Source organism: Telluria antibiotica (assembly GCF_011682055.1).
GTDB lineage: Bacteria > Pseudomonadota > Gammaproteobacteria > Burkholderiales > Burkholderiaceae_D > Telluria > Telluria antibiotica.
This window is the reverse complement of record NZ_JAAQOM010000008.1, coordinates 87047-101552: the sequence shown is the minus strand read 5'-3', so window position 1 is coordinate 101552 and position 14506 is coordinate 87047. Positions and strand designations below refer to the sequence as shown.

The window sequence follows — 14506 nt, the reverse complement described above, 5'->3', positions numbered from 1 at the left end:
TTCCCAAGCAAACCGATCATGACGCCCAACCCGACCCGCACCGGCGCCCGCGCGGCGCATCCCGTCCGCACCGAGATCGCCACGCTGTGGCGGCTGTCCTGGCCCATGCTCGTGGGGCAGTTGGCGACCGTCGGCATGGGCGTGGCCGACGTCGCCATGACGGGCCACGTCAGCGCGGCGGAACTGGCCGCCGTGTCGCTCGGCACGTCCGTGTGGTCGATCATCCTCGTCACCGTCATGGGCATCATGATGGCCGTGAACTCCGTCGTGTCGCACGAGATGGGCGCCGCGCGCTTCGACCGCATCTCGCACTCGGTGCGCGAATCGCTGTGGATGGGTGTCGGCGTCGGCGTCGCGGGCTTGCTCGCGGCGAACCTGTGCACGCTCGTGTTCGACCACATTGGCCTCGACGCGGCCGTGGCCGGACGCGCCGCGACCTTTCTCCACATCCTCAGCGCCGGCATGCCCGCGTTCGCCTGCTACCGCGCGCTGTATGGCTACACGACGAGCATCAACGAGACCAAGCCCATCATGGTCATCGCCGTCTGCGGCCTGCTGTACAACATCGTCATGAACTGGCTGTTCATCTTCGGCAAGTTCGGCCTGCCCAAGCTGGGCGCGCTCGGCTGCGCCGTGTCGACGGCGACCGGCCTGTGGCTGATGCTGGCCGCGATGGTCGTCTGGATCAAGGTGTCGCCCGTGTATCGCCAGACGTATCCGTTCACCCGCTGGGAAGGGCCGAACTGGAAAGAGATCGGCAGCATGCTGCGCCTCGGTTTGCCCATCGGCGTCACCTATTTCGCGGAGGTCAGCGCGTTCGGCATCATCAGCCTGCTCGTCGCGCGCTTCGGCGTGATCGAAGTGTCGGCGCACCAGATCGCGCTGAACTTCGTGTCGCTCGTGTTCATGGTGCCCTTGAGTTTTGGCATCGGGGCGCTCACCCGCGTCGGCCAGGCGATGGGCGAAGGCAATGCGGTGCGCGCGCGTTTCGTCGCTTGGGTCGGCACGGGCATGTGCATCGCGTTCGGGCTGATCTCCGCCCTCTGCATCGCCGTGTTTCGCTGGCAGATCGCGGCGATGTACACGTCGGACGCGGCCGTGCAGGCCACCTGCGTGATGCTGCTGCTGTTCGCCGCGCTGTTCCAGCTGTCCGATGCGACGCAGGTCGCGGCCGCGTCCGCGATCCGCGGCTACAAGGTGACGCGTTCGCCGATGGTGATCCAGATGATCGCGTTCTGGGGCGTCGCCCTGCCCGTCGGCTGGATCCTCGGCCTGGCACCCAGCTGGTTCCCCTGGTCGCCCGGCAAGCCGATGGCCGCGACGGGATTCTGGATCGGCCTCGTGCTCGGCCTGACCGTGGCCGCCGTCCTGCTCGCGTGGAGCTTGCACCAGTTGTCGAAGCTGCGCGTGCGCGACCTGGCGCATGCGCCCGTCACGGAAACGCGATGAGGCGCGTGCTGTTCATCTGCACCCAGAACCGGCTGCGCAGCCCGACGGCCGAGCACGTATTCGCCACCTGGCCCGATATCGCCACGGATTCGGCGGGTCTCGGCAACGATGCCGACGTGCCGCTGTCGCCGGAACAGATCGCCTGGGCGGACGTCATTTTCGTCATGGAAAAACTGCACAGGAATCGCCTCGGCCAGCGCTTCAGGCGCCACCTGAACGGCAAGCGCGTGATCTGTCTCGACATTCCGGACGAGTACGAGTACATGCAGCCGGAACTGGTCGCGCTGCTCGAAGCCAAGGTCGGCCCGTACCTGCGCTGAACGCTCTGCCCGGCGGGCAAAAAAAAGCCGATGGACGGGGAATCCATCGGCGTAACCCTAGGAGAGAGTTTCATCCTATTGTCGGCATTGGGGCGCCGACGAAATGATCATAGTGCATGGAATCGTTTGCACACATTACAGTTCATCCATCATTGACACGTCCCTTGCCCCTGTCGTTACAGCGTTTCCCGAACGACTCTGGTATCGTTCCGCCGTTGCACAAACCCATTCCTATAAACACTACCCAAAACCCATGCGCCTTCTTCTCTGCCTTTTAGCCGCATTGTCGGCCGTTCCCGCATCGGCGGAACGGCTGACGCTGGACCGTATCCACGCCGACCCGGCGTTGTCCGGTCCTGGCGTCCGCAGCCTGCGCGTCTCGCCCGACGGCGAGCGCGTCACGTTCCTGCGCGGACGCACCGACAACCAGTTCCAGCTAGACTTGTGGGAATTCAACATGAAGGACAAGACCACGCACCGCCTGGTCGACTCCAAGCAGCTGGTCCCGAACGAGAACCTGTCGCTGGAAGAAAAGGCGCGGCGCGAACGGGCGCGCACGGCGAGCCTGTCCGGCATCCTGAGCTATAGCTGGTCGCCCAGCGGCAAGCAGTTGCTCGTCCCCATCGCAGGCGACCTGTACCTCGTCGACGTGAACAAGCCGGAAGCGGCGCGCAAGGTCGCGTCGGGCAACGTCGGCGATCCGAAGATTTCGCCGAAGGGCCGTTACGTCTCGTACGTGCGCGACCAGAACCTGTTCGTCATCGACCTGACGACGGGCCAGGAACGCCAGCTGACGACGGACGGCACAGGCACCGTGCACAACGGCGAAGCGGAATTCGTCGCGCAGGAAGAAATGGACCAGCAGACCGGCTATTACTGGGCGCCGGACGATTCCGCCATCGCGTACCGCCACTACGACGAGGCGCAAGTGCCCGTCGCGCGCCGCTTCGAGATCTTCGCCGACCGCACGGAAGTCATCGACCAACGCTACCCGGCCGCGGGCGCGAAGAACGTGCTGATCGACCTGATGATCGTGAACCCGGCGACGGGCGCGCAGAAGCGGGTCGACCTGGGTCCGGACAAGGATATCTACCTCGTGCGCGCGGACTGGAGCGCGGACGCCAAGACGCTCGTCTACCAGCGCCAGTCGCGCGACCAGAAGCGCCTGGACCTCGTCGCCGTCGACGCCGCCACGCTCGCGCAACGCCCGCTGCTGACGGAGACGTCGAAAACGTGGGTCGGCATCCATGACGACTTGCGCTTCCTCAGCCGCCAGAACGCCTTCATCTGGGCGTCGGAGCGCAGCGGCCGCAAGCACCTGTACCTGTACGACATGTCGGGCAAGCTGCTGCATCCGATCTCGCGCGGTGAATGGGGCGTCGACGACATCCTCGCCGTCGACGAACAGGCCGGCAAGGTGTACGTCGCATCGAACAAGGACGCCGTCGTCGACAAGCAGGCGTACGCGCTGAACCTGGATGGCAGCAATGCCGGCAAGCCCGTGCGGTTGACGAAGCAGGACGGCTGGCACGAAGACGTGTTCGCACGCAACGGCAAGATCTTCGTGGACACGTTCTCCGATCCGAACACGCCGCCGCAAGTATCGATCCGCCGCGCGGACGGCACGATGGTCGAGTGGCTCGAGCATAACGAGCTGAATGCGTCGCATCCGTACGCGAAATACGTGGCGGACCACCTGCCGACGGAATACGGCAGCATCAAGGCGCACGACGGGCAGACGCTGTACTACTCGATGATCAAGCCCGCGAACTTCGATGCGAGCAAGCGCTACCCCGTGTTCCTGTTCACGTACGGCGGCCCGCATTCGCAGCGCGTCACGCGCCAGTGGGGCAATCTGTTCAACCAGTACATGGCGCAGCAGGGCTTCGTCGTGTTCGTGCTGGACAACCGCGGCTCGTCGCGGCGCGAGCGCGCGTTCACGGACGTGATCTACGGCAACCTCGGCGCGCATGAAGTCGAGGACCAGCTGACGGGCATCGATTGGCTCTCGCAGCAAAGTTTCGTCGATCCGAAGCGCGTGGGCGTGTTCGGCTGGAGCTATGGCGGTTTCATGACCCTGCGCCTGCTGGAGGCGGGGTCGGACAAGATCGCGATGGGTGTCGCGGTGGCGCCCGTGACGGACTGGTCGCTGTACGACACGCACTACACGGAACAGTTCGTGGGCGCGACGCCGCAGGCCGACCCGGCCGCGTACGAGCGCAGCGGCGTGTTCGCGCACCTGGACGGCTTGAAGTCGCCGCTGCTGCTCGTGCACGGCATGGCCGACGACAACGTGCTGTTCACGAATTCCACACGCCTGATCGACGCGCTCGTCAACCGCAACGTGCGGTTCGAGCTGATGACGTATCCCGGCGCCAAGCACAGCATTTCGTCGCGTGCAGGACAGCGCCATGTGTACGGCCTGATCGACGCGTTCTTCAAGAAGAACCTAAGCGGGACGGCGCCGAACTGAGTCGTCGCGACAATGAAAACGGCCGCGGGTGCATCGCATCCGCGGCCGTTTTTGCCTGGTGGGCACGGGGTGCCCACCCTACCGCGACGCCGTAGGGTGGGCGGCCTCCGCCCACCATGCCTGCACTACCGAACTGTCAGCGGTTGCCCTTGTTGATCGCGTCACGCAGATCGCCGGCTTTTTCCTGCACTTTGCCTTCGACTTGCTTGGACAGGCCCTTCGCTTGCTGCTCGCTGCTGCCGACCACCTTGCCGACTTCCTCTTGCACCTTGCCGCCGATGTCCTTGGCTTTACCTTTGATTTGGTCGTCGTTCATGTCCGTATCTCCTTGTGGGTAAGACCGCCTGCTGAATCAAGCGGGATGCATGCAGGTTAATTGCATGCCGATCTTCATTCTGTACGCAACCTAACAGAGCGGCTTGCGCCAGACACTGGCCAGCCAGGGCTGCTGTTCGCGCGGCAATCCTTCCGGTCGGTAATAGTGGCGCAGCGGCACGAAACCGGCCGCGACGACGAAGCGTTCCCACGCCGCGTAATCGTGGAAGCAACCGTAGCGCGGGCCGTTCCAGCCCTCTTCGTTATGGCCGCGCGGGTTCGAGCTGAACAGCACGCCGCCCGGCTTCAATGCCGCGTTGAGTTCGTTCAGCACTTTCAGCAGCACGTCGCGCGGGACGTGGAACAGTGATGCGTTCGCGAACACGCCGTCGAACGTGGCGCCCGGCAAATGCAGGTAGATGAAGTTCTGCTGCCACACCTCGCAGCCGCTGTACTCGCGCGCCATCTCGACGAAGCGTGCGCTGCCGTCCAGGCCGATGGCGTGGTGGCCCAGCGCGGCGAACGTCTTGAGGTCGCGGCCCGGACCGCAGCCGAAGTCGAGGAGCGTGTACGGTGCCGGCGCCTCGATCGCCGTCAGCAGCGCCTCGATGTTCTGGCTGACGTCGTGGTCGATCGTGCCGGCGAAGAAGCGGCGCGCATTGTCGTCGTAATGGTGCAGCGTGCGCTGCGTGATGTCTTCGTAGTCGTCGTCGGTCATGTCGGGGATGGGAGGGTGAGAGTGGACGATGCGCCGGCGGACGTCGAGATAATGCTGTTTCATGAGCAAAAACCACGATGAAAGATGCCCGGTTATTCTAGTCCGGGCCTCTTTCTCGCCGGCGCAGCTTACCCGCCGGACAGGATTTACCCCGCCGGTACCCGTCAGCGAAGGCTTACCAGACGCGCACGCGCTCGTCCGGCGGCAGGTACAGCGCCTGGCCCGGCTGCACGTCGAACGCCTTGTACCAGGCGTCCAGGTTGCGCACGGTGGCGGTGCGGTAGCGCGGCGGCGCGTGCCCGTCCGTCAGGATGCCGCGCCGCTCGGCCGCCTCGCGCGCCTTCGTGCGCCAGCTCTGCGCATAGCCCGTGAAGAACTGGCGGTCGGTCTCTTGCGTCGCATTCTTGCCGGCGGCCGCGCGGTAGGCGTCGTACGACGCTTCCAGGCCGGCCAGGTCCGCCAGGTTCTCGGACAAGGTCAGCTGGCCGTTGACGGCGAGGTCCTGGTACGGTTTATACGCGTTGTACTGCTCGACGAGCTTGTGCGACGCGGCCTTGAAGTGCTCCATGTCGTCCTTCGTCCACCAGTCGCGCAGGCGGCCCTGGGCGTCGAACTGCGAACCCTGGTCGTCGAAGCTGTGACTGATCTCGTGCCCGATGATGGCGCCGATCGCGCCGTAGTTGACGGCATCCGGCGCCTTCGGGTCGAAGAACGGCGGCTGCAGGATGGCGGCCGGGAAGTTCAGCGCGTTCTGCAGCGGCAGGTTGACGGCGTTGACGAGCTGCGGCGGCATCGACCATTCGGTCCGGTCCGGCTTCGTGTGCAGCTTTGCCAGTTCCTGCCCCGTGTGGAACGCCTCGGCGCGCAGCGCGTTGCCGAACGCATCTTTCGGGTCGACCTTCAGGCCCACGTACGATTTCCACTTGTCCGGGTAGCCGACGCCGACGTACAGGGTCTTCAGCTTGTCCTTCGCCTGCGCGCGCGTGGCGGGTGCCATCCAGTCGAGCTTGTCGATGCGCTTGCCGAACGCCGTCACGATGTTCGCGACCATCCGCTGCAGCTGCGCCTTGTTATCGGCCGGGAAATACTTCGCGACATAGAGCTTGCCGACCGCTTCGTCCATCGCCTCGTTCGTGGCGCCCAGCGCCCGCTTCCACCGCACGGATTGCTGCGGCGTGCCGGACAGCGCCTTGCCGTAGAACTCGAAGCGCTGCTCGACGAACGCCTTCGGCAGCACGTTCGCCATGCGGTTGATGGTGTGGAACGCGAGATAGTCCTTCCACGTGGCGAGGTCGGTCTTGTCGACGAGGGCCGCCTCGCCCTTCACGGCGGACGGGTGCCAGACGATGAACTTGTCCTGGTCGGCCAGGTGCGCGGCCTTGAAGAATGCGTCCCAGTCGATGCCGGGTGCGTTGGCGGCGAAATCCTTGCGCGTCCACGTGTTGTCGGCCTTCAGCACGTCGGCCGAGTCCGCGCGGGTCGTGTGCGTGTTGGCGATGTCGACCTCGAGCGCGAAGATCTTCGCGGCGCGTGCGTCGGCATCGGCGTCCGTCGTCGCAGTGCCCGCCAGTTTCAGCATCGCGGCGATATGTTTTTGATATTGCGTGCGCAGGCCGGCCATGCGCTCGTTGTTGTCGAGATAATACGCGCGGTCCGGCATGCCCAGGCCGCCCTGCAGCAGGTAGGGCCAGTTGTGTGCCGGGTCGTGCAGGCCGGGCGACACCCACAGCCCGAAGATGTTTTCGGTCGCAAAATGCGTATTGTTCAGCGGGTCGACGTCGGCGCGCACGGACGCGCCCAGCGCGCGCACGAGGCCGGCCTTGTCCTTGATGGCGGCGATCTGCGCCAGCTCGGGCTTCAGCGGTGCGGCGCCGCGCGCCTCGATCGCGGCCTCGTCCATGTAGGCGTTGAAGTAATTCGCGACCTTGTGCGCTTCCGGGCCGGCCTTCTTGCCGGCGCCGACCGCCTCGATCAGCTTGACGATGCGCTGGTTCGTGTCTTCCGCCAGGTTGTCCATGGCGCCCCACCGGCTGCGGTCCTCGGGGATGGTCGTTTTGGCAAGCCAGTCCTTGTTGGCCCAGGCGAAGAAATCATCGCCGGGCCGCGGCGCGGCCTGGGCGGTCCCGGCCGGTGCGGCCGCGGGCGGAGTCTGCCCGGATGCTGCCGCGCCCGTGGTAACGAGGGCGGTGCCGCACATCATAAGCGCGATGGCGGTCTTGATCGGAGTCCTGCTGAGTTTCATGATGTCCCTTTATTGTTCAGGTTCGTCGGTCTCGTCATGGCACACGCCGGCACAGCGGCATGCGCCGGCAAGCACTATAGCGCGCCGTCCGGAAAAAAATTTCAAAAAAAACTTTCGAAAGCCCTAAAGTTCCCCAAAACGCTGCCGTAAAAGACAGACAACCGGTAATCCGGCCGGTGTTGTCACCCTGGTGGAGCGCAGTCATGACGTCCAACGAAGTCCTCGCAATGTACGAAAACATCGCCGCATTGAGCAACCGCATGGCGGTGGCCGCGCGCGAAGGGGATTGGGACGACCTGGCCCGACTGGAAACGCAGTGTGCCCTGCAGGCGAGCGCGGCGAAAAGCGGCGTGCCGCCGCTGGCCGGCGTCGAGCGCAAGCGCAAGATCGACCTGCTCAAGCAGATCATGGCCAACGACCGCGCCGTGCGCGACATCACGGAACCGTGGATGGGCCAGCTGGACCGCGCGCTGAGCCCGGCGCACTGATCCGCCGCCGCCCAATTCGAAGCCCCTCGACCGCGGTCCAGGGGCTTTTTGCTTTCTAGGCCGCTTTCTCCGCCTGCGCCGCCAGGATGTTGTCCAGGTTCCCCTCGATCCACGCCACCACGTCGCCGACCTTGCGGCCGATGCCCTCGCCCAGCGGCGTCAGCCGGTAGTCCACGTGCGGCGGCGCGACCGGGTGCGCGGTGCGCTGCACGAAACCGTCCTGTTCCAGCCAATGCAGGGTCTGGCCCAGCATCTTTTCGCTGATGCCGCCAACCTTGCGGCGCAGTTCGCCGAAGCGCTGCGGACCGTCCAGCAACGCAACGAGCAGCAGCACGCCCCAGCGGCTCGTCACGTGTTTCAACACGTCGCGCGACGGACAGTATTCGGAAAACAGGTCGGCACGCGGCGCGCGCGCCGGCGAGGCGTCGTTCATGTCCCCTCCTCATCGATCGGATGAAGCACCATGGTAGCGATAACCCGGGCATGGGGCCAACGCGCCCGGCCAAACAAAAACCCGCGCAGCGACGGGTCGTCTGCGCGGGCTGAGCTGTTTGTCGTGGCGGCCCGTCATCAACGTGCCGCCGGTATCGGGGAGAGCGAGCACCAGGCATCCCCTGGCGTCGCCTCTTGCCGGTTGCATCCGGCGTCCACCTGCCCCTGTCGGCAGGCGAACCGCTTCCGGTCCCAGGCGCTTCCTCAGCGATTGTCCGGCCCCGCGCCACGCTATCGGTGGTGGCTGCGGCGGACCCTGGGCCGTTTTATGATCATTGATCTGTGATCAAAAGATCATCGGAACACAGTATAACGCATAAATCGGACTTGTGTAGACGACTTGTGCGCTGTAGTGAACATGGTTCCGGATCAGTCGAGCGTCGGTTCGGCGGCCTGCTGGGCCTTCGCGGCACGTGCCGCGAAGCGCGCCCTCAGCCTGGCGAGCGGGCCCGCGCCACCGCCGCCACCGCCGCCAGCACCGCCTCGACGCCGGCGGACGACAACGAACGCCCCTGCCCCGCCCAGCGCCAGCACACCGGCGACGGCGGCGATCCTGCCCCACGGCAGGCCGTCATCCGGCGGCGGCGCGTTCGGCGGGTGCACCACGAGCGGCTTGATCGAACGGATGGGGCGCGGGCCGGCCGGCACGATGGGCTTCGCCCGCGCGGGCGGAACGGCGGCGGCCGGCTTGGGTGCTTCCGGTGCCGGCTTGGCGTCGTTGGCGGGCTCCGGCTTGACGCCGTCCATGTGTGCCTGCGCAGCCTTGGCGGACTCGGGCTTGGCGACCTCCACGTGCGCCGGCGCGATGTTGGCCGGCTCGGCCTTGGCGCCACCTTCCTTGCGCTCGGGCCCGGCCGGCGGCTTCGCGCCGACCGGGGCCGTCAGCGACACCTGCAGCTTCTTCATCCGGTCCTCGACCTGGCCCAGCCGGGCGCGCAACTCGTCGTTCTTCGCGCCGAGCGCGACGCACGCCTGCGCTTCCGCGGCCGGACGCGCGCAGGCGGCCGGATGGGCGTCCGGCTGCGCCACCGGCAGTGCGGGCGCCTTGGCGACGGACGCCGGTGGCGGGCGTCGCACCTGCGGCCGGGGCGGGATCGGCGCGGCGGCGGGTTCGGCGGCGGCGGTCGCAGCGGCGCGTGCCGCGCGAGCCCGCTCGACCTGGGCCAGCAGCATGGCATCGGCCGCCGCCGTGGGCAGCGGTGCCGGTGCGGCCACGCGCGCGGGCGCGGGCGCCGGTGCCGGCGTGGGATCGGGCGTCAGCCACAGCGTGGCCAGGCGCACGGCGCGCTGGCCCTTGTCGACGAGCTCCAGGTACAGGTGCACGTGGTCCGCGTCGACGGGGCGCAGCGACGTCACGTGCAGGAACTGGCGGCCGTCGCGCCGCATCACGGACAGGTTCAGGCTGGCCAGCACGGGCGGCACGGCGATGCCGGCGCCGTTGTAGACCTCCGGGCTGGCCACGCGCACCTGCACGGGCGTGGCGGGATCGTCGAGCAAGGTCAGCTCCACGTCGGCCACGAGCGGCTGGCCGATGTGCGACGACACGCGCGGATCGCTTAGCTCGGCCGCGTGGACGGAAACGAACGCCGACACGAGCACAAACGGAGCAAGGCTGGAGAGGAAAAGGCGGGTGCGGCGGGCCATGGCGTGGGTGCGTGGGAAAGTGAGGCTTCTGCGTCGTTAACGGCCGTTGCGGTACACTCTTTAATTCCATTGTCAAACCAACAGGACACATCCATGGAAAACCGGATCGAGAAGGACAGTTTCGGCCCGATCGAGGTACCGAGCGGCCATCTGTGGGGCGCGCAGACGCAGCGCTCGCTGCACCATTTCCACATCTCGAGCGAGACGATGCCGCCCGAGCTGGTCGCCGCGCTGGCGCAGGTGAAGCGGGCCGCGGCCGCCGTCAACCGCTCGCTCGGCAAACTTCCGCAGGACAAGGCCGACGCCATCATCCGCGCGGCCGACGAAGTGCTGGAAGGCCGCCATCCGGCCGAATTCCCGCTGTCCGTCTGGCAGACGGGCTCCGGCACGCAAAGCAATATGAACATGAACGAGGTCCTGGCCAACCGCGCGTCCGAACTGCTGGGCGGCGAACGGGGCGAGGCGCGCCTGCTGCATCCGAACGACCACGTCAACATGGGTCAATCGTCGAACGACATGTTCCCGACCGCGATGCACGTGGCGGCCGCGCTGGCCGTCGCCAAGGACGTGCTGCCCGCCGTGGCGAAGCTGCGCGGCACGCTGGAATCCAAGTCGCGCGATTTCGTCGGCATCGTCAAGATCGGCCGCACCCACTTGCAGGACGCGACGCCTCTGACCTTGGGCCAGGAGTTCTCCGGCTACGTGGCGCAGCTCGAATTCGCCGAGCACGCGATCAAGAACACCCTGCCCGGCCTGCTGCTGCTGGCCGCCGGCGGCACGGCAGTCGGCACGGGGCTGAACGCGCATCCGGAATTCGCCAACCGCATCGCGGCCGAGATCTCATCGCGCACGGGCCTGCAGTTCAAGTCGGCGCCGAACAAGTTCATGGCCCTCGCCGGCCACGACGCCATGGTGCTGGCGCACGGCGCGTTCAAGACCTTGGCCACGGCGCTGATGAAGATCGCCAACGACGTGCGCTGGATGGCGTCCGGCCCGCGCTCCGGCCTGGGCGAGATCACGATCCCGGAAAACGAGCCGGGCAGCTCGATCATGCCGGGCAAGGTGAACCCCACGCAGTGCGAGGCGTTGACGATGCTGTGCTGCCAGGTGTTCGGCAACGACGTGGCGATCACCTTCGGCGGCGCGCAGGGCAATTTCGAGCTGAACGTGTTCAAGCCGATGATCGTCCACAACTTCCTGCAGAGCGCGCGCCTGCTGGCCGACGGCATGCGCTCGTTCGACGAGCATTGCGCGCGCGGCATCGAGCCGAACCGCAAGCGCATCGGCGAGCTGATGGAGCAATCGCTGATGCTGGTGACGGCGCTGGCACCGCATATCGGGTATGATCGCGCCGCGCAGATCGCCAAGACGGCCCAGCACGACGGGCTGACCTTGCGCCAGGCCGCGCTGCAGTCGGGCTTCGTCGACGAGGCGCAGTTCGACCAGTGGATCGTGCCCATCGAGATGACGCGGCCGAGCCCGGACTGAGCCGCCGCATGGCCATCGAACGTCGTCCCCGCCCGCGCGGGGGCGGCGTTGTTTTTTTTCCAGGTGTTGTCTAAACGAACACAACCGTACGACACCGATTGTTATCCAGGGATAGAATGATGCAAACAACAACTTTTGAACTGACATCGGAGTTCATCGAGCTGAACCAGTTGCTGAAACTGGTCGGCGTGGTGGACAGCGGCGGCGCCGGCAAGCACGTCGTGGCCAGCGGCGACGTGTCGGTCGACGGGAAGCAGGAACTGCGCAAGACGGCCAAGATCCGGGCGGGCCAGGTCGTGACCTTGGGCGACATCCGGATCCAGGTGCGCTGAAGCGTTGCCGCGCGGCCCACAAGGTCGCGGTGGGTAAGCCGTCCCCGACGGTACGGATTGACGTTTGCGCGCTGACAAACTTGGGCAGTCCCCCTTCTCTATATTGAAGTCGTAAATTCGGCTAAAGGTGAGGAAGATGGAAACCCCGGAACCAAGCTCAATGACGCAGCAGCGCCTCATCGGCGACCTGCGCCTCGTCATCGAAAACGCGGAAGAGCTGCTCAAGAATACCGACCATTACACCGGTGTCGTGTACCAGAACGCCCGTGCCAAGCTGGCGGTGGCGCTCACGGCAGCCAACGAGGAACTGGCCCGCTTCGAGGAAGAACAGCTGAACCGGATGATGGAAGCGACGCACGCGGCGAACGAGCTGCATCACGACCGCACCGGCGAAGAACGCATCCTGCGCGCCTTCTACCACTGACGGCACGGCGCGCCCGGTCGCGGCGCCGCCTGTCCCCGCTTCACTGCGCCGTCACGATTCTCCGCACGATTCTCCGCACGATTCTCCCATCGAGCCAGCGCCGCAGATGCGCGGCCACATCGAAGTCCCCGTCCACGTCGAACGCCGCGTCGAGCGCCGCGCCGAACGTGCCGCCGTGCGCGAGACAGGCCAGCGCCGCGTACTCCGCCGGGCCGATCGCCTCCACCGCCACGGTGACGCGCGCGCGCCTCACGAGCGCGTGCGTGTCCGCCCGCAGCACGTCCGGAAACGCGGGACCGCCGTCCTGGTGCGCGCGCCACAGCGCCACCGTGGCCCACGGCGACGCATGCAGCCGCAGCGCCGGATGCAACACGGCGCGCGCGGCCTCGAACGCATCGGGCGCCAGGCCCGCGAGCGTCGGCGCCGGGCCGTCGTCATCGGGCGCGAACCATGCCTCGTGCACGCTCCACTCCAGGCGCGCGACGTCCGGCAGGTACGGGTAGCCGGCGGCCGGCGCGAAACCGGCGAGGAAATCCGGCAATGCTTCGCCGAAGCGGTTCAGGTCCGGGTCGCGCGCGGGATGCGCGCGGCCGAACACGCCAGCCAGCGCCTCGAAGAAGTCGCCGCCCACGAGCCGGCGCAGCACGGGATACGCGGACGCCAGCGCGCGCGTCCAGTGCGCCGCGAGATTGCCCCGGTAGATCCCGACGCGGTGCGCACCGCCCTTCAGCAGCGGGGCGAGCGCCGTGTCGCCGGCAGCATCGAACAGCGCGGTGCCGAACGCTTGCTGGACGGCGTCCAGGTCGACGCGCGGCGCCGGATCGACGGTGACGATGATGTCACTGCCGGCGCCCTGCCCGGCCGCCGCGGCGATCGCGTCCGCGCGCGCCGCCTCGTCCAGCAGCACGGCGAGCGGCGGCAGGTCCGTGTCCCATTCGACGAGCGTGGGCACGGCGCCGAAGCGGCCCAGCGCCGCGCGGTACAGGTCCCACACGGGCGGCGCGACGCGGGCGCCGTGGTGGTCGATCACGCCGTCCGCCGTGACGAGGTGGCCGCCCAGGTGGATCTCGCCCACGCTCGCGCGCGGCAGCGCCGCGATGGCGGCGTACGGATCTTCGCCATGATTGCGCTCGTTGACGTACAGGTTGTTCACGTCCAGCAGCACGCCGCAGCCCGTGCGGCGCGCGAGTTCGGCGAGGAACCCGGCCTCGCTCGTCGCATCGTCCGCGAAGCGCACATAGGTGGAGACGTTTTCGACGAGGATGCGGCGCTTGAGCGCATCCTGCACGCGCATGACGCGCGTGGCGACGAGGTCCAGCGCGGCGCCGTCCAGCGGCAGCGGCAGCAGGTCGTTCAGCTGGCGGTCGCGCAGCGCGCCCCACGCGAGGTGTTCGGAGACGAGGGCCGGCTCGATGGCCGCCACGAGCGCGGCCACGCGGGCCAGGTGGCCGTCGGAAAAGCCGTGCACGGAACCGAGGCCGAGGCCCACGCCGTGCAGGCTGACGGGATAGTCGCGCCGCACCGCGCGCAGCACGTGCCAGTCGTGGCCGCCCCGCGCGACAAAGTTTTCCGTGTGCACCTCGACCCAGCCGACGGCCGGCTTGTCGTCGAGGAAGGCGCGGTAGTGTGGCGGCCGCAGGCCGATGCCGGCGCCTTGTGCGGGCCGGTCAGCGGCGGCCATGACGGGCATCGCGGCTTACTTTTCCTTCTTCGGCGGTTTCAGCTTGCCGCCCGCCTTGTCGCACGTGCCCTTCGGAACGAATTTCCATTCGCCCGGATCGTTGTCCGACTTCGCCAGGCCGGCACAGCCGTGGGTGGAGGTGCCGCAATCGTTCTGGCCGGCCTTCGCCACGCCATAGCACTTTTCCTCGGCGCCCGGCTGCGCATCCGTCTGGCCGGTGGCCGATGCCTGGGCGGCGCAGACGCTCGCGAGCGCGGCGGCGATCAGGGCTTGTCGTTTATTCATGGGTTTCTCCGATGGGTCGTGCGTACATGCACTATGGCAAGCATTCTAGCGCGGTCGGGCGGGATGCGGGGAAGTGTACGCCGGCCGGGGCGGCCGTTGGCGGCTGCGCGCGGGACGCTTCGGGTCGCCGCTGCGCAGCCCGTTGGTGGCGGCTG

14 protein-coding genes are annotated in these 14506 nt (G+C 67.2%); 7 read left to right on the top strand and 7 right to left on the bottom strand.

Annotated features, from left to right (window positions below; all coding sequences use genetic code 11):
• Positions 1–18 precede the first annotated feature (18 nt).
• From HAV22_RS14480 to HAV22_RS14470, 3 genes are all read left to right on the top strand, one after another.
• Positions 19–1449 carry an MATE family efflux transporter gene (locus HAV22_RS14480; protein ID WP_166859791.1) on the top strand — a complete coding sequence of 477 codons (1431 nt, stop codon included), beginning with the start codon at positions 19–21 and terminating at the stop codon, positions 1447–1449.
• Positions 1446–1769: a low molecular weight protein tyrosine phosphatase family protein gene (locus HAV22_RS14475; RefSeq protein ID WP_166859790.1), complete on the top strand. Its 324-nt coding sequence runs from the start codon at positions 1446–1448 to the stop codon at positions 1767–1769. Before HAV22_RS14480 ends, HAV22_RS14475 begins: the two co-directional genes overlap by 4 nt.
• Positions 1770–2022: 253 nt before the next feature.
• Complete coding sequence (locus HAV22_RS14470) at positions 2023–4242, top strand: S9 family peptidase (protein ID WP_166859789.1); 2220 nt, start codon at positions 2023–2025, stop codon at positions 4240–4242.
• A gap of 136 nt (positions 4243–4378) precedes the next feature.
• Here the strand turns inward: HAV22_RS14470 and HAV22_RS14465 are convergent, their stop codons facing one another.
• The 3 genes from HAV22_RS14465 to HAV22_RS14455 all read right to left on the bottom strand — a co-directional run bounded on the left by HAV22_RS14465 (position 4379) and on the right by HAV22_RS14455 (position 7517).
• Positions 4379–4558 carry a CsbD family protein gene (locus HAV22_RS14465; RefSeq protein ID WP_091659400.1) on the bottom strand — a complete coding sequence of 60 codons (180 nt, stop codon included), beginning with the start codon at positions 4556–4558 and terminating at the stop codon, positions 4379–4381.
• A 90-nt stretch (positions 4559–4648) separates the two neighbouring features.
• Positions 4649–5275, bottom strand: coding sequence for a class I SAM-dependent methyltransferase (locus HAV22_RS14460; protein ID WP_166860009.1), 627 nt, complete (start codon positions 5273–5275; stop codon positions 4649–4651).
• A 175-nt stretch (positions 5276–5450) separates the two neighbouring features.
• Entirely contained in the window at positions 5451–7517 is a 2067-nt protein-coding gene (locus HAV22_RS14455; RefSeq protein WP_166859788.1) for a M13 family metallopeptidase, read from the bottom strand.
• Positions 7518–7720: 203 nt separating this feature from the next.
• On the opposite strand from HAV22_RS14455, the gene HAV22_RS14450 reads away from it, so the two are divergent.
• Positions 7721–8005 (top strand): flagellar protein FliT, encoded by a 285-nt coding sequence (locus HAV22_RS14450; protein WP_166859787.1) that lies wholly within the window; start codon positions 7721–7723, stop codon positions 8003–8005.
• 55 nt (positions 8006–8060) lie between these two features.
• On the opposite strand, the gene HAV22_RS14445 is transcribed toward HAV22_RS14450, so the two are convergent.
• Positions 8061–8438: a winged helix-turn-helix transcriptional regulator gene (locus HAV22_RS14445; RefSeq protein ID WP_166859786.1), complete on the bottom strand. Its 378-nt coding sequence runs from the start codon at positions 8436–8438 to the stop codon at positions 8061–8063.
• 428 nt (positions 8439–8866) lie between these two features.
• On the bottom strand, positions 8867–10141 hold the full coding sequence (locus HAV22_RS14440) for a FimV/HubP-related protein (protein ID WP_166859785.1): 1275 nt from the start codon (positions 10139–10141) through the stop codon (positions 8867–8869).
• 93 nt (positions 10142–10234) lie between these two features.
• Here HAV22_RS14440 and fumC point away from each other — a divergent pair, with 93 nt between their 5' ends.
• From fumC to HAV22_RS14425, 3 genes are all read left to right on the top strand, one after another.
• Complete coding sequence (gene fumC, locus HAV22_RS14435; RefSeq protein WP_166859784.1) at positions 10235–11629, top strand: class II fumarate hydratase; 1395 nt, start codon at positions 10235–10237, stop codon at positions 11627–11629.
• Between the two features lie 119 nt (positions 11630–11748).
• Positions 11749–11961: an RNA-binding S4 domain-containing protein gene (locus tag HAV22_RS14430; protein ID WP_166859783.1), complete on the top strand. Its 213-nt coding sequence runs from the start codon at positions 11749–11751 to the stop codon at positions 11959–11961.
• Positions 11962–12097: 136 nt separating this feature from the next.
• The gene (locus HAV22_RS14425) at positions 12098–12385 is read left to right on the top strand and encodes a DUF883 domain-containing protein (protein WP_166859782.1); all 288 of its coding nucleotides are present in this window, start codon (positions 12098–12100) and stop codon (positions 12383–12385) included.
• Positions 12386–12425: 40 nt separating this feature from the next.
• Here HAV22_RS14425 and bufB read toward each other — a convergent pair whose 3' ends face one another.
• Positions 12426–14075 (bottom strand): MNIO family bufferin maturase, encoded by a 1650-nt coding sequence (gene bufB, locus HAV22_RS14420; RefSeq protein ID WP_166859781.1) that lies wholly within the window; start codon positions 14073–14075, stop codon positions 12426–12428.
• A 6-nt stretch (positions 14076–14081) separates the two neighbouring features.
• Positions 14082–14351, bottom strand: coding sequence for a BufA1 family periplasmic bufferin-type metallophore (locus HAV22_RS14415; protein WP_166859780.1), 270 nt, complete (start codon positions 14349–14351; stop codon positions 14082–14084).
• Positions 14352–14506: the final 155 nt, after the last annotated feature.

Coding starts and splice junctions, on each gene's coding strand:
- HAV22_RS14480 (WP_166859791.1), top strand. CDS start 19: ATGACGCCCAACCCGACCCGCACCGGCGCCCGCGCGGCGCATCCCGTC.
- HAV22_RS14475 (WP_166859790.1), top strand. CDS start 1,446: ATGAGGCGCGTGCTGTTCATCTGCACCCAGAACCGGCTGCGCAGCCCG.
- HAV22_RS14470 (WP_166859789.1), top strand. CDS start 2,023: ATGCGCCTTCTTCTCTGCCTTTTAGCCGCATTGTCGGCCGTTCCCGCA.
- HAV22_RS14465 (WP_091659400.1), bottom strand. CDS start 4,558: ATGAACGACGACCAAATCAAAGGTAAAGCCAAGGACATCGGCGGCAAG.
- HAV22_RS14460 (WP_166860009.1), bottom strand. CDS start 5,275: ATGACCGACGACGACTACGAAGACATCACGCAGCGCACGCTGCACCAT.
- HAV22_RS14455 (WP_166859788.1), bottom strand. CDS start 7,517: ATGAAACTCAGCAGGACTCCGATCAAGACCGCCATCGCGCTTATGATG.
- HAV22_RS14450 (WP_166859787.1), top strand. CDS start 7,721: ATGACGTCCAACGAAGTCCTCGCAATGTACGAAAACATCGCCGCATTG.
- HAV22_RS14445 (WP_166859786.1), bottom strand. CDS start 8,438: ATGAACGACGCCTCGCCGGCGCGCGCGCCGCGTGCCGACCTGTTTTCC.
- HAV22_RS14440 (WP_166859785.1), bottom strand. CDS start 10,141: ATGGCCCGCCGCACCCGCCTTTTCCTCTCCAGCCTTGCTCCGTTTGTG.
- fumC (WP_166859784.1), top strand. CDS start 10,235: ATGGAAAACCGGATCGAGAAGGACAGTTTCGGCCCGATCGAGGTACCG.
- HAV22_RS14430 (WP_166859783.1), top strand. CDS start 11,749: ATGCAAACAACAACTTTTGAACTGACATCGGAGTTCATCGAGCTGAAC.
- HAV22_RS14425 (WP_166859782.1), top strand. CDS start 12,098: ATGGAAACCCCGGAACCAAGCTCAATGACGCAGCAGCGCCTCATCGGC.
- bufB (WP_166859781.1), bottom strand. CDS start 14,075: ATGCCCGTCATGGCCGCCGCTGACCGGCCCGCACAAGGCGCCGGCATC.
- HAV22_RS14415 (WP_166859780.1), bottom strand. CDS start 14,351: ATGAATAAACGACAAGCCCTGATCGCCGCCGCGCTCGCGAGCGTCTGC.